Annotated in this window: 11 protein-coding genes; 4 read left to right on the top strand and 7 right to left on the bottom strand. The window is 60.3% G+C overall.

Annotation, left to right across the window (positions count from 1 at the left end):
* Positions 1 to 268, top strand: a 268-nt coding sequence (locus M1617_06875; protein ID MCL5887993.1) for a helix-turn-helix domain-containing protein, incomplete at its 5' end; no start/stop codon positions are given.
* Between the two features lies 1 nt (position 269).
* On the opposite strand, the gene M1617_06870 is transcribed toward M1617_06875, so the two are convergent.
* Entirely contained in the window at positions 270 to 1,184 is a 915-nt protein-coding gene (locus M1617_06870; protein ID MCL5887992.1) for a hypothetical protein, read from the bottom strand.
* Positions 1,185 to 1,509: 325 nt separating this feature from the next.
* On the opposite strand from M1617_06870, the gene M1617_06865 reads away from it, so the two are divergent.
* Both M1617_06865 and M1617_06860 read left to right on the top strand, forming a co-directional pair.
* Positions 1,510 to 2,490, top strand: a complete 981-nt coding sequence (locus M1617_06865) for a WYL domain-containing protein (GenBank protein MCL5887991.1) — start codon at positions 1,510 to 1,512, stop codon at positions 2,488 to 2,490.
* Positions 2,487 to 3,425 (top strand): WYL domain-containing protein, encoded by a 939-nt coding sequence (locus M1617_06860; GenBank protein ID MCL5887990.1) that lies wholly within the window; start codon positions 2,487 to 2,489, stop codon positions 3,423 to 3,425. The genes M1617_06865 and M1617_06860 overlap by 4 nt, the downstream gene beginning before the upstream one ends.
* Here the strand turns inward: M1617_06860 and M1617_06855 are convergent.
* The 4 genes from M1617_06855 to M1617_06840 all read right to left on the bottom strand — a co-directional run bounded on the left by M1617_06855 (position 3,372) and on the right by M1617_06840 (position 9,193).
* Positions 3,372 to 6,260 carry an exonuclease domain-containing protein gene (locus M1617_06855; GenBank protein ID MCL5887989.1) on the bottom strand — a complete coding sequence of 963 codons (2,889 nt, stop codon included), beginning with the start codon at positions 6,258 to 6,260 and terminating at the stop codon, positions 3,372 to 3,374. The genes M1617_06860 and M1617_06855 overlap by 54 nt on opposite strands.
* A 14-nt stretch (positions 6,261 to 6,274) precedes the next feature.
* A complete protein-coding gene (locus tag M1617_06850; GenBank protein MCL5887988.1) occupies positions 6,275 to 6,826 on the bottom strand; it encodes a hypothetical protein in 552 nt (183 codons plus the stop codon).
* A 232-nt stretch (positions 6,827 to 7,058) separates the two neighbouring features.
* Positions 7,059 to 8,909 carry a ferrous iron transport protein B gene (gene feoB, locus M1617_06845; GenBank protein MCL5887987.1) on the bottom strand — a complete coding sequence of 617 codons (1,851 nt, stop codon included), beginning with the start codon at positions 8,907 to 8,909 and terminating at the stop codon, positions 7,059 to 7,061.
* A complete protein-coding gene (locus tag M1617_06840) occupies positions 8,909 to 9,193 on the bottom strand; it encodes a ferrous iron transport protein A (protein ID MCL5887986.1) in 285 nt (94 codons plus the stop codon). Before M1617_06840 ends, feoB begins: the two co-directional genes overlap by 1 nt.
* Before the next feature lie 293 nt (positions 9,194 to 9,486).
* Between M1617_06840 and M1617_06835 the strand changes: the two genes are divergently transcribed.
* Positions 9,487 to 10,941, top strand: a complete 1,455-nt coding sequence (locus M1617_06835) for an ATP-binding protein (protein MCL5887985.1) — start codon at positions 9,487 to 9,489, stop codon at positions 10,939 to 10,941.
* A gap of 6 nt (positions 10,942 to 10,947) precedes the next feature.
* Here the strand turns inward: M1617_06835 and M1617_06830 are convergent, their stop codons facing one another.
* Positions 10,948 to 11,907, bottom strand: coding sequence for a D-alanine--D-alanine ligase (locus M1617_06830; GenBank protein MCL5887984.1), 960 nt, complete (start codon positions 11,905 to 11,907; stop codon positions 10,948 to 10,950).
* 14 nt (positions 11,908 to 11,921) lie between these two features.
* Positions 11,922 to 12,305 carry a hypothetical protein gene (locus M1617_06825; GenBank protein ID MCL5887983.1) on the bottom strand — a complete coding sequence of 128 codons (384 nt, stop codon included), beginning with the start codon at positions 12,303 to 12,305 and terminating at the stop codon, positions 11,922 to 11,924.
* Between the last annotated feature and the right edge of the window lie 29 nt (positions 12,306 to 12,334).

The following is a 12,334-nucleotide window of genomic DNA, read 5'->3' as shown; positions in this document are numbered from 1 at the left end:
CCTTCGGCTGGATGTGCCTTCGCGCGTGGCTGCGCACCTCCTTCACCTGGCGTTATCGTCGGGTACGAGGTCACCGGACGGCGTGGAGGTCGTCCTCGATAGGTCGAAAGCCGACATAGCCGCAGCCGTAGGCACCGTACCCGAGACCCTGTCTCGGGCTCTCGCCAAGCTTGCCGAGGAGAGCATCATCAAGGTCGATGGTCAGAAGATAACCGTGCTCGACGTCAGGTCTTTAGCCGAGCGCGGCAGCGGTTGGACCAAGAGCTGACCTACTGAGCCAGCCTCTCCAGCTCTGCATCTGCCTTTGTGACCCGGTCCCGCGCCTCGAAGTAGAGCTCCGTTGCGGGTCCCGCCAGCTTCTCGTAAGCGCCTGCGATTGCAGCCTCCGGGGTTTCGGGCAGCGCTTTCAGTTGTTCGACGATCTGCGCGTCCTTCGTGTTCACCTGGCCGGCGAGGGTATTCGCTTCGGCGATGCGGCCCGCCAAAAATGCAGCATCGGCTCTTTTGGAGATAGCCAGCATTTCGAGGTTGGCCTCAATGTAAGTAATGAACCTGCCCAGCTCGGCCTCGGGAAACGCCGAATCGGCGAGGCGAAATTGCTCCTTTGCCTGCCTAAAGCGTTCTTCGGCCTGGGTGTTGAGTTGCTGTGACCGCGTGACCGATGCCCTGGTCAGCCTGTTGTACTCGGTCGTTGCCTGATCCTTGAGGCCCTCGGCCGCCGAGACGTGTTCCCACGCGGCACGAGCGGGCTCCAGAGAGGCCGCCGCAACGATATTGGCCTGCAAAAGGGTTGGCGCGTGCTCGAGCATAGCTAGGCGGCCTTCAGCGGATGCAATCAGTGCAACAGCTTCTTGGGCTTGTTCGCTGGGAAGGTCGTCTTGGATGCGCTGCAAGAGTTCAATCGCTTCCTGCAGATCGGCAACGGCCGTCGGCAGAGCTGTTGCGGCTTGGCTCGCTTTGGCTCCCAGCTCAGGAGTGATGTCCCCCCTGACCACGGCGTCCGCATCGATCACAATGCTATCCGCCGAAGCTAGCAGCTCTGTCGCCTGAGCGAGTCTGCCTAAAGCAGCGTCCCTCTCCTGTATCTCGAAGTATGCATAAGCCCCGCCTGCAGCGAGAAGCAGGACCACGATGGCGATCGCGATGATGGCCTTCTTGCTGATCTTCGGCTTCTTGTCGTCCACCCGTCCTCCTAGGATAACTCTGCGGCGATTTTTCTAACTTGCATGTTAGCACCTGCCACCTATTGGGAACAAAAATATACAAAAGTTGGCGATTTCTATTTATGTGTTGGCACAGTCGTTGCTAAACTGGTAATCGAGCGTTGGCGACCCGCCCTCTCCTCCCCCCCCTCAGGGGCGGATCCCGCCTGCTCGATAGAACGAGGCGCGTTCCCCCACGCGCCTCGTTTCGCTTAACCAGTCCAAAATCCGCTCCGCCGTCCACCGGCGTTGGCCGACTCCGCCTCCTCGGATACAATCGACATCTGCATCCGAAAGGACTTTGCCGATGCCCGACCCCATAGAACGCGTCATCAATCTGGCTCTTGTGTTGGCGCGCGCAAAGAAGCCGATAACCGCCGAGGATATCCGCGAACAAGCCGACGGCTATCCTGGTGCCTCCGGCCAGACGGACGCCTCCTTCAAGCGCATGTTCGAGCGAGACAAAAGGATGCTTGTTGACGCAGGTTTCGTGATAGAAGCCGACGCTGAAGGCCGATACATGCTGGACGCAACTGCGACTTTCGCTCCGCACATCCACCTTTCGGCGGGGGATCGGATATTCCTCGGCAGTATCGGGACGACCCTTCGCGATGACCCGTCGTTTCCGTTTGGCGCAGCGCTAGGAACGGCTCTGTCCAAGATATCGACTGCCGTCGAGGACCCCGCCCTTGCCCCTCCTCGGCGGGACGCCAACTTTGACGACGAAACGGCCGCTGCCTCGCTTCTCTTCGATGCCATCCTCGCACGCAAGCGCGTCTCTTTCGACTACACCGGGGCAAACGGTCAGCATCGCCGAAGGAACGTGGAGCCCTGGGGTGTCTATCTGTTCGCCGGACGCTGGTATCTGGTCGCGTGGGATGTGGACATCTCTGCGCGCCGGACGTTCTCTGTCAGACTGGTTGAATCCTTGTCCGTCAACTCCGGATCGCCGAGGACCCCGGACTTCGAGATCCCTGAGGACTTCACGATCTCGTCTCATGTGAGGCTTCCGTTCCAGTTTGGCGAAGAGGACCTTGATGTGAGGATCGCCATCGCCCCTGGGCAAGCCTGGCGAGCCGAGTACCTCACTGCAGGCAGCGGGTCACTGGATGTCACGCCCGACGGTGGCCGCCTGTGGAGCACCACCGCCCGCAGTCGATCCCGCCTAGCCCGCTGGGTGATCGAGAACGGCCCCGGCGTTTCGGTATTGCATCCCGAGGAAATCGGCCGCGAGATCGCAGAGGGTCTTCGGCGTGTCGTACAGATGCATCGGGGCGTGAAGCCATGACCGAGCGCATCGACGGACAACAACGGCTGACGAGGGTACTTTCGGTGCTGCGCGAGCTCAAGCCCAACACCACGATCCCTATCACCGAGCTATCGGAACGAACAGGCCTCTCGCGGCAGACGCTGGCTAAGGAACTGACCGTACTCTCGCTATGCAGCGGAGATCCACGCGACCCGCTGAGCTTCATTCCAGTGCTCGTCGATGGAGCCAGTGTCGACGTGTTCGGCCAGATGCCCGCCCTAGAGCGCCCGATCCGACTTACCCCCGCCGAAGTGGCAGCTCTCATCGCAGCCCTCGAGATCGCCGGCGTCCCCTCTGCGGACCCACTGTTTGCTACGCTGACCTCGGCTTCCACGCCTAGCGCGCGCATCGAGGACGTGGAGCGCATGGTCATGGCTTCTTCGGCAGCTTCCCCGGATTTCGCCGAGGTTCTGCGCAGGGTCTCTCTGGGGATCGAAAGTGGCCGTGTTCTCGAACTCGAGTACCAGAGCGCCGGCAGCGATGCGCCGCAGCAGCGCACTGTGGAGCCGGTGGGCACCTTGCGGGACCGGGACACCTGGTACCTGCGCGCTTGGTGCCGTCAAGCCGAGGCGGAGCGGACGTTTCGCTTCGACCGCATCTGCGACATCCGGGTCACGGGCGAAATCTTCGCTGCACGCAACGTAACCCCGATCGGCACCCCGCTCACAACCGCTGGGCTGCCGATCGCTAGGTTGCGGCTTGCGCCCGGTCTCGAACTCGCCGAAGCCGAGTGGCCCGGACTCCAAGTGGTAGAACAGCTCGCTGATGGCTCTGCCCTGGCTGACATCCCGTTCGCGGGGCACGCTTGGTTGGCTCGTCAGGTGGTGGCTCACTTGGGCGCGATCGAGGTCCTCGGCCCCTCAGAGGTGCGAGAAGCGGTCGCGGATCTCGCGGATGACCTGCTCGGTGGGTAGCACCTCGACATCGTCGACCGGCAACGCCGAGAGGAACTCGCGCCCGTAAGCCTTGCGCAGTACCCGCGAGTCGGCGATCACCAGGCAGCCGGTGTCCTCGGCGGAGCGGATCAGGCGACCCGCGGCTTGCTTGAGCTCGATGATCGCCTCGGGTAGCGCGTACTTGCGCCACGCGGCCGAGCCCTCGCGCGACTCTCTCTCCGCAGCCAGCGGTTGATCCGGCCTGCCGAAGGGAAGTTTCGGGATCACGACCCCTCGCAATGTGCGCCCCTTGGCATCGAACCCTTCCCAGAACGCCTTGGTCGCGAAGAGTGCCGACTGCTCATCGGCGATGAACTGCTCCCGTAGGCGTTTGGGCGAGGTTCCCTTGCCTTGGATGAGCAGCGCGATTCCTTCGGCCTTGAGTCTCGGGGCAAGTGCGCTGTAGAGCGCCTCCATCTCGCGACGGTTGGTGAAGAGCGTCAGGATCGAGCCTCCCATCGCGACGTGTATCTCGAAGAGCAGGCTCTCGATCGACTCCTTGTACTTCGGGCGATTGGGCTCCGGGAGGTCATCGGGTACGAACACCGCCATCTGGCGGTCGAAATCGTAGCTCGAATCCAGTCGCACCGTGCGAAACCCGGTCGGGCCCAGCCTGTCGAGCCCCACTCCGCGAACGAAGTGCGAGAAGTCGTCGCCGGAAGCCAGCGTCGCGCTCGTGAACACCATGGAGTCAGCTTGCGGGAAGAGCTCCTCGGCGATTATCTGTCCGACGTCGACGCTGGCGGCACAGAGTCGCTCAGCTTTGATGTGCGGTCGCCTGTCGATCACGGCGTAGTAGAGGAGATCCGGACGCTCTCCAGTGAGCACTACCATGATCGCCTCGCGCTGCCCTGCGATTCGCGAGAGCGCACCGGCCACGTCCGCTCCGGTCTCTGAGAAATCCCGGCCCGCCTCCTCGAATAGCATCACTAGGTTACGCCCGGCTTCAACGATAGCCTCCAGATGCTTGGCCAGCGATGCGCCCACCCTCTCTACTGCGGCCCACTCCCTCGTATGTCGGATCCGCCCGTCGATCCTGAGCTCGCAGTAAGTGTAGTCCCTGTCTCCGACCGATTCGCCGATATCCTTGACGTAGTCGAAGAACGAGTCGGTCAGAGCGGCGGCTGTCCCAATGCGTTCCTCCAGGGCATCCACTGCGTGGATTAGATCGGTGGTCGTCACTGATTCCGCCTGCAACGCTTTTCGGCGAACGCCCTCTAGAATCCCGCCTCTTCCCTTGGTGTGAAGGAGCGCCAAAGTAGCGCCCAGATCTCGGTGGGACGCCTCGAGCGTCAACTGCCGACGAGCCTCGGCCTCCGCAGCATGGGCTTCATCCACGATCCAGTGGCGCAGCGTCGGTAGAATTCCGCCGCCGGCCGCAGCATCCCTGAAGAGGAGGGCGTGATTGGTCACCACGATGTGGGCCTTCCCTGCCTTGCGCCGGGTCCCGTGCAGATAGCACAGATTCGGGAAGTACCTGCATTTCTTGCGGGTGCACTCGCTGATTGAAGCACATATCCGCTGCCTGAGTCCTGTGCTCCAATGGGTGTTGACCGAATCGAGGTCACCCCAGGCGCTTTGCGCCGTCCAGGCAGCAAGCGTGGCGACCGAGACGATCTCCTGTGCCTGCATGTCCTGCGGGTCGGACATGACCTTCTCTAGCTTTCGAAGACATGGATAGTGATCGTAGCCCTTGAGCGAGACGTACCTGAAATCGGCCTCCATCGCCGAGCTCAGGGCCGGTAGCTCGCCATGCACCAGTTGATCGAGAAGCGAATTCGTTTTGGTCGCGATGCCGATTCCGACTCCGCTGGCCTGCGCGATGTACGCCGCCGGAGCCAAGTACGCCAGCGACTTGCCAACCCCCGTGCCCGCTTCGATGGCGGCGTGGCGCCCCTCGGCAAACGCCTCTGTGACAGCGCGGGCCATCTGCAGCTGCTCAGCCCGGGCCTCGAAGCTCTCGTACATCCGACCGGCCAGCCCGGAGTCGGAGAACGCCTCGACCAGCTCTGCCTCACTGGGAATCCGGAGTTCGACCTCCCTTGCATCCCGCATCGCTTCGGCATCATCTGCCGAAACGAGGCGCTTCCTCTCCTCCCGAAGGTCGAAGGCTGCGGCTCTCTGATCGAAGCTGACCTGCGCCAGGGTGGCCGAGAGCTTGGGGTCATACCCGGCTAGGGCTGTTGCGAGCTCCTGGACGAGAGCTCGAGGCAGCAGATCGAGTCCGCACAGGGCGATGCGCCAGATGCGAGCGAGCGCTTCGACGTCATCGCCAGCTCTGTGGGTTGGCGTGTGGACGCCGAAGACCGCGGCCAGGTCAGACAAAGTGTGGCTTCTCAGCCGCGGCAACGCTATTTGTGTCAGCCGAACCGAATCGAGCCACGGCTCCACGAATCCGCGACCGGGCACCGCTCTTTGCAGGAACTCTCGATCGAAAGCGGCATTGTGCGCGATGACTTCCCTGCCGCCCACGAAGTCGACCAATGCCGAAGCGGCTTCTGCAGGCGAAGGCTCTCCGCGAACCATCGACGTGGCGATCCCGGTGAGCTGGACTATGGCTTCGGGAATGCGCCGCCCCGGGTCGACCATGGTGTGAAACCTGTCGACGGTCTCGGGCCCTCGGCAAAGCAGCGCCGCCACCTCGATGATTCGATCCCTCTCCGGATCGATCCCGGTCGTTTCGATGTCGACGATGACGACCTCGTCCTCGAGTCCAAAGACTGCACTCAAGGCCCGATCACTAAGCTCGCCGTATGCACGAATAACATCTGGGACGGTGCCCGGAGCAAGATATCTAGCTAATGAGTCACTCATTCCCTAGATGCGGCCTACTGGACCGCGGAGCCCATTTGCCGGGACTTCACGAGCCACGATCCGTCCCCACCCCGCACAAAGGTCCAAGTGTGCGGGAAAGAAATCCCTTGAGCCCGCTGCGTCCCGACGACCGTGATCTGGTCGCCACTCTCTTGCTGTGGCGATACATCGAATCCGGAGATATTGTAGCTTTCCAGCGTTTCGGCGAATGAGGCAGCGGTCCCGTAGCGAAGCTGCGTCGCTATCGGCAGCATGGTGTATGCCTGTTCGAATTCCCCCGCCGAGCAAAGCTCCAGATACTCCCTGACGTACTCTTCCGGGGTTTGGCCGTCAGGAACGACCGGGGCCGTGGTTGGATCGAACTCGACCTCGGGTGCCTGGTTCATTCCCGGTGGCATCTGCCCCTGTGGCTCCGCTTCAGGTACCTGAGCCACCGGCTCGACTGATCGAGGCTCAGTCGGAGCCAGGAAGCGGACCGCGAAAATGCCGATGATCGCGACTAGCAGCGCCCCCGCAACGACCGCAAGGATAGTTAGCTGCCGTCTGGATTTGGTTGCTTCGGACATGGTGCCGGTCCTCTCTCTATTTGCCTGAACATTCACGCGTCGACCATCGTACTGCCGTACCTAGGCCGATGCAAAGGCAAATTCCGGCTCAGTCCTTCTTTGCGTGGCCTTTCGCACAAGTCGAGCAGGCCCCTGAGCAGGCTGGCGTGTTCAGTGCGTTGCATCGTGGGCATCGGACCGCACCTTGTGAGAGAGGCATTTGGCAATTCAAACAGGTCTTGCTTACCGGCATCTAAACCACTCCTATCACTCGCGCAATGAGTCCGCCAGCGATAAACGCTATCGCTACTGCGCTGATGAACAGCCCAATCATATAAGCGATGCCGCGCTCCTTGAGGATCACCATCGCGCTCGCTATGCAGGGCACGAACAGCGTTATCGTTACCATCGCAACCAACAACTGAGCTGGCGAGAGATCCATGTTGAAAAAGCCTGCTGCACCGAAGTCCCGCCGGACGAAGCCCATCACGAACGCAGTCGCCGCCTCGGCGGGTAGCCCAAGCCATCCCACAGTCAGCGGCTCGAGTGCACCCTTGATCCTCACAAGTGCTCCCGTGACACTCAAAGTTGAGATCAGGAGAGCGCCAGCCACGAAGAACAGGGTGACCTCTTTCATGAAGTGCCACACCTTGGTCACAGTCTTGCGCAGCACATTGTCGATTCTCGGGACTCTGAGCGAAGGGATATCGATCAGCAAGTCCGTGGTCACTCCGGGTGTGAGCCGCGCCAGCACTGTCCCCACTCCAACGAAGATTGCCAGGAGTATGACGAAGTACGCGGCCGCATAAACCGGTCCCGTTCCCGCCATCAGCGCGGCTATGACCGCGATCTGTGCCGAACAAGGCACCGCTATCGCCATGAGCGCCGTGGCAATGAATCGCTCCCTCTTTGAACCGAGTATCCGGGTTGTCAGCGTGCCCATGGTGACGCAACCGAGGCCCAGGATGATTGGGATGACGGCGCGCCCGTTCAGACCGATGCCCGAAAGCGCGCGATCAGCAAGCGCTGCAACCCTAGGCAGATACCCCGAGTCTTCGAGAAGCCCGAGCAGCACATAAAAGCCGGTAACGAGGGGGAATATGACTCCGATCAGATAGGTCGGGGTCATCGTAAGCACGCCGAATTCACCCGCCAGAATCGTGTATGCAACGGAGCCTTCGGCCACTATCCCGGCGACCGCTTCACGCACGAACGGCTCAAAATAGGTGATCATCAAGCCTTCCTCGAGCACGCCCACCAGACCCCCGGCGATCCACTCCCCAAGCACCTTGTACATCCCCCAGAGCAACACCAGTAGCATCGGAATGCCCGTCGCAGGATGCATCATGGCCCGCGAGATCCTGGCCGAGACCGAGATGCCTTCCTGCGTCTCGGTCCTCACGTGCCCGATGATGTCGTTGACCCTCTCCCGCCGGGCCAGATAGAGCTCGTCGCGCGCAGCGCCGGGTTCGATTCCATGCCGAGAAGCGATCACCTCGTCGCCCTCGAGAACCAGCAGCGCTTCGGCACGTGTACCCACGCGCGAGGCCATGAGCACAAGCTCCTCTTGCATGCGTGCATCCGCGTGCCCTACCCGCGCTCTTCCCACCGCATCCTTGAGCTCCGGGATACCTGACCCGGTGACCGCCACGGTCTCCACCACAGGTACTCCGAGAAGATCCTCCAGCAAGTCCCTATCTATCTTCACGCCCCGCGAGCGAGCCTCGTCGACCATGTTGAGCGCGACGATCATCTTCTTGCCCATATCGACAAGGTGCAGGGTCAGAAAGAGATCACGCTCCAAATGCACCGCATCGACGACATTTATCACGATGTCAGCGTCGACGATGATGTCTCTCGCCACACGCTCTTCATCGTTGAAGCTGGAAACCCCGTACACGCCAGGAGTATCGACCAGGTCGCGGTCGCCAAAAACTCCTCTGGTAAGCTCCACGGTGGTTCCTGGATAGTTGGACACATCAACGTAGGTTCCGGTCAGCGCATTGAATACCACCGATTTGCCCACGTTTGGGTTGCCTGCCAAGACGACCATTTCGGCTCCGGACCTGGCTAGGAGCGAGTTAGGTGCGTGACTGTGCCCCATCAGTCACCCCTTCCGTTCGACGTTGAGCAACTCGTCACAGTGATCTTCTTGGCCAGGTTCCTACCTATCGCGATCTCCTGGCGCCCATGCCCCAAGACGATGGGGCCGGCTGGGACTTTTGTGACGCAAGTGACCAGTGCTCCCGAGTGTATCCCCAACCTCATCGCCTGCGATCTGACGGTATCGTCGTCGACCGCGACTATCTCGACCCACTCCCCTGATCTCAGCTGATCCAGGGTACGGATGGGTGGTGCTGGGTCCTTGTCATCTTTGCGCTCATACATTGTTCATTCTCCTGATTGGCGTCGTCGACCGGCGATAGAACCCGCCCGCCTTAGTGCATGCTAAGTCGAAGTCCGCGTTGATGCTACTCCTCAGGAACTCCTCTGTCAAGCCTCGGTCCCTGTGTGTGACAAGTCAGAGCCCTCTCCCGCTTCTGTTACCGCTCGTCCCCTCATGTGTTGTACCAACGGCCGCAATGGCCGATGATAGGAATGAACCTGTAATAAGGATGTGAACAGTGGCCCCGTTTTCCAAGGCAAGAACACTACTTGTGCGAGTTATGCCCAAAACGCTTATGTCACGGCTAACCCTCACAGTGCTGTTGGCGATTCTGACAGTTCTCGTGATTGCGGTGTCTCTCTATCGCATCGGGGATTTACTGCGCCTGCCCGTTCTTCAAGACACGGTGTACATGGACAGCCTGTTTGCCAGACACATGGAGTTGGTTTTGATCTTCTCCCTGTTTCTGGCTGTGTCGGTGAGCGTGGTTGTCGGGTTATATCTCTCCGCCGCAATAGGCTCTTCGGTTGAGCGGCTGGCGACACGCTTACGCGAGCAGGCGCAAACGGTTTCTGAGGGTCGGCGCTTCAATCCGCTGACAGTTGACGACGACCTTCCAAGTGAGTTCAAGGATTTGATGAACTCCTTCAACATGATGGGTGTCGCGCTGGAACAACATGAGAGCGCTGTGGCTCGCGCCATGAACGATCTCGCGGAGGCAAAGAGCTCACTGGAAATGACCTTCGAACAGTCCGCCGAAGGCATGATCCTGGTCGAACGAGGAAAAATCGAAATGGTGAACCCGAGCGCCCTGGCACATTTCGGTTTTAGCCCAAAAGGTCTTCTCGGCGAGGACTTGTTCGCGGCATTTGCCACCACGGATCTCTTGGATTCCCAGGAGCGCCCTCTAAACCCCACCGAGGCCTTCGCTCCCGGCGAGGGCGAAAGCACCCTAGTCGTTGTACGTCAATCCGGCAGGTCGCCGCCATGGCTGAAGGTCACCGTGCGTCGGATCGACGGCTTTCCCGACCGCCTCTTGGTCAATACCTCGGATATCACCGAAGAGATGCGCATCGATTCACTTCGCACCGAGGTCATCTCGCTCGTATCCCATGATCTGCGTGCACCTCTCACCGCGATCAGCGGCTATCTTGAGATTCTCTCCTCCGCCCCGCCTGCTCCAGTTGCCGAGAAGGTCATAGCCGGTGCCCGGCGATCCACCGAAGTAATGCAAGATCTTCTTGAGAGCCTTCTGCACACCGCTCGGGCAGAGGAGATGCTTGCTCCATCCGTCATGCTCCCGGTGGATCTAAAAGAACTCGCAGAAGACGTGTGTGCTTCTCTGGAACACACATCCAAACACCGGCTGACGGTTGATGCAGTCGGTGCCTGTGTAGTCCTTGGAGAATATCGGCGTCTTCGGCAGGTGCTGAACAACTTGGTGACGAACGCTCAAAAACACTCGCCGCCACACACGACGATAAGCTTGACGGCGAGATGCGGCGGGGGCTGGGTGACGTTAGGCGTGGAGGACGAAGGCCCGGGCGTTTCTGACGAGAACCGGAATCTCATCTTCGAGCGTTTTGCCAAGATCCCCGGAGATGGACAAAGGTCTGGTGTCGGGCTGGGTCTCTACATCGTAAGGACAGTGGTGGAGGCCCACGGGGGTTCGGTATGGGTCGAGCGCGGTCAGCGCGCCGGTGGAGCCCTATTTGTCATCAGGCTTCCGGCCGCCTTGCGTTGTTCCTGACGGACCTTACTTGTCGAACGCCAGCTTCACCAAAAGAGAGCACAGCTCAGGCAAAGATAGTCCGTATGCAGCCGCGGCCTCCGGCAAAAGGCTCACTGGCGTCATGCCGGGGATAGTGTTCGTTTCCAGAAGCAGGACCCTGTCCCCTTCTGCAACGATCAGGTCCGCTCTGGACATCCCCCTGCATCCGAGGATCTTGTGAGCACTCACGGCAATCTCCCCTGCCTTTACGGTCGCCTCGTCACTGATGCGTGCGGGAATGATATGTTGACTCTTGCCCGGAGTGTACTTAGCTTCGTAGTCCAAAAACTCGGCGGAGGGCACTAGCTCAATCGTGGGTAGCGCTACAGGATCTTCGTTGCCGAGCACACCGACCGTGATCTCCACGCCGGCTACGAACTCCTCGACCAACACCTTGTCGTCGAACCCTAGGGCTGTCTCGATCGCTAAGGCCAGCTCTTGGAGGTCGTGCGCAACCGAAACTCCGATCGCCGAACCTTCGTTCGCAGGCTTTACTACGGTCCTCTCGCCCAGAGCGGCCACTATCATCTCCAAATCGACCGGGGCGCTACCGCTGACCACTTCATATCGCGGGGTTGGTAGACCTGCGTGAGCGAACATGTGCTTCGACATCACTTTATCCATCGCTAGGGCGCTAGCCAGGACCCCCGATCCTACATACGCGATGCCGAGCAGCTCCAATAGCCCCTGGACTGTTCCGTCTTCGCCGTATCTTCCGTGGAGGCAGACAAAAACGATGTCTGGCTGGGCTCTAACGATTGTCTCAATAAAATCATCCCTTGCCGAATCCAGTTCGATCACATCGTGCCCCGCCTCCAAAAGGGCCTTCGCGACCTGGGCCCCGCTATTGAGCGAGACCTCTCTTTCGGCAGATCTTCCTCCTTTGAGAACCAATATCCGCCGCGCCTGCATTTCGGCTTCGTTTATTTGCTTGCTCGGATTCATGATGGCCCTCTCCTTTACCCGAGACCTGTTCGCATGTAGTCCAGTGTCGGAAGCATGAGGGTCCAACTCACAGCGCCGAGGAGGCCCGCTCCAATGGTCTTGAGCATTATTCGCCCAAACAGGCTTTGCGGTTCATCCATCGTGACCTTATGCCGTACAATCAGCCAGGCTAGAAGTGCGAACACCGGCCCAGATACCGTCAGCACGAAACCCGATGCGAGTAGGATCCTGTAGTACTCGACACCCGTACCTTGTGCGGTGCTCCATGGACCTAACAAGTATGCCGAGACTCCAATCAACCCTAACCACAATGCCGCATACATCCAGACGAAAGCTCTTTCCGGTTTCGTGTGTACTGGAGCCACCGCGGCAGCGGTTCCAGCAGCATTCTCATCCATCAATCCGCTCCTTCGTGTTAGCACGCAAG

Source organism: Actinomycetota bacterium, assembly GCA_023488435.1.
GTDB lineage: Bacteria > Actinomycetota > Coriobacteriia > Anaerosomatales > UBA912 > UBA912.
The sequence above is the reverse complement of the archived record's forward strand: the minus strand, read 5'-3'. Positions and strand labels throughout refer to the sequence as shown.

Coding starts and splice junctions, on each gene's coding strand:
- M1617_06865 (MCL5887991.1), top strand. CDS start 1,510: ATGCCCGACCCCATAGAACGCGTCATCAATCTGGCTCTTGTGTTGGCG.
- M1617_06860 (MCL5887990.1), top strand. CDS start 2,487: ATGACCGAGCGCATCGACGGACAACAACGGCTGACGAGGGTACTTTCG.
- M1617_06855 (MCL5887989.1), bottom strand. CDS start 6,260: ATGAGTGACTCATTAGCTAGATATCTTGCTCCGGGCACCGTCCCAGAT.
- M1617_06850 (MCL5887988.1), bottom strand. CDS start 6,826: ATGTCCGAAGCAACCAAATCCAGACGGCAGCTAACTATCCTTGCGGTC.
- feoB (MCL5887987.1), bottom strand. CDS start 8,909: ATGGGGCACAGTCACGCACCTAACTCGCTCCTAGCCAGGTCCGGAGCC.
- M1617_06840 (MCL5887986.1), bottom strand. CDS start 9,193: ATGTATGAGCGCAAAGATGACAAGGACCCAGCACCACCCATCCGTACC.
- M1617_06835 (MCL5887985.1), top strand. CDS start 9,487: ATGTCACGGCTAACCCTCACAGTGCTGTTGGCGATTCTGACAGTTCTC.
- M1617_06830 (MCL5887984.1), bottom strand. CDS start 11,907: ATGAATCCGAGCAAGCAAATAAACGAAGCCGAAATGCAGGCGCGGCGG.
- M1617_06825 (MCL5887983.1), bottom strand. CDS start 12,305: ATGGATGAGAATGCTGCTGGAACCGCTGCCGCGGTGGCTCCAGTACAC.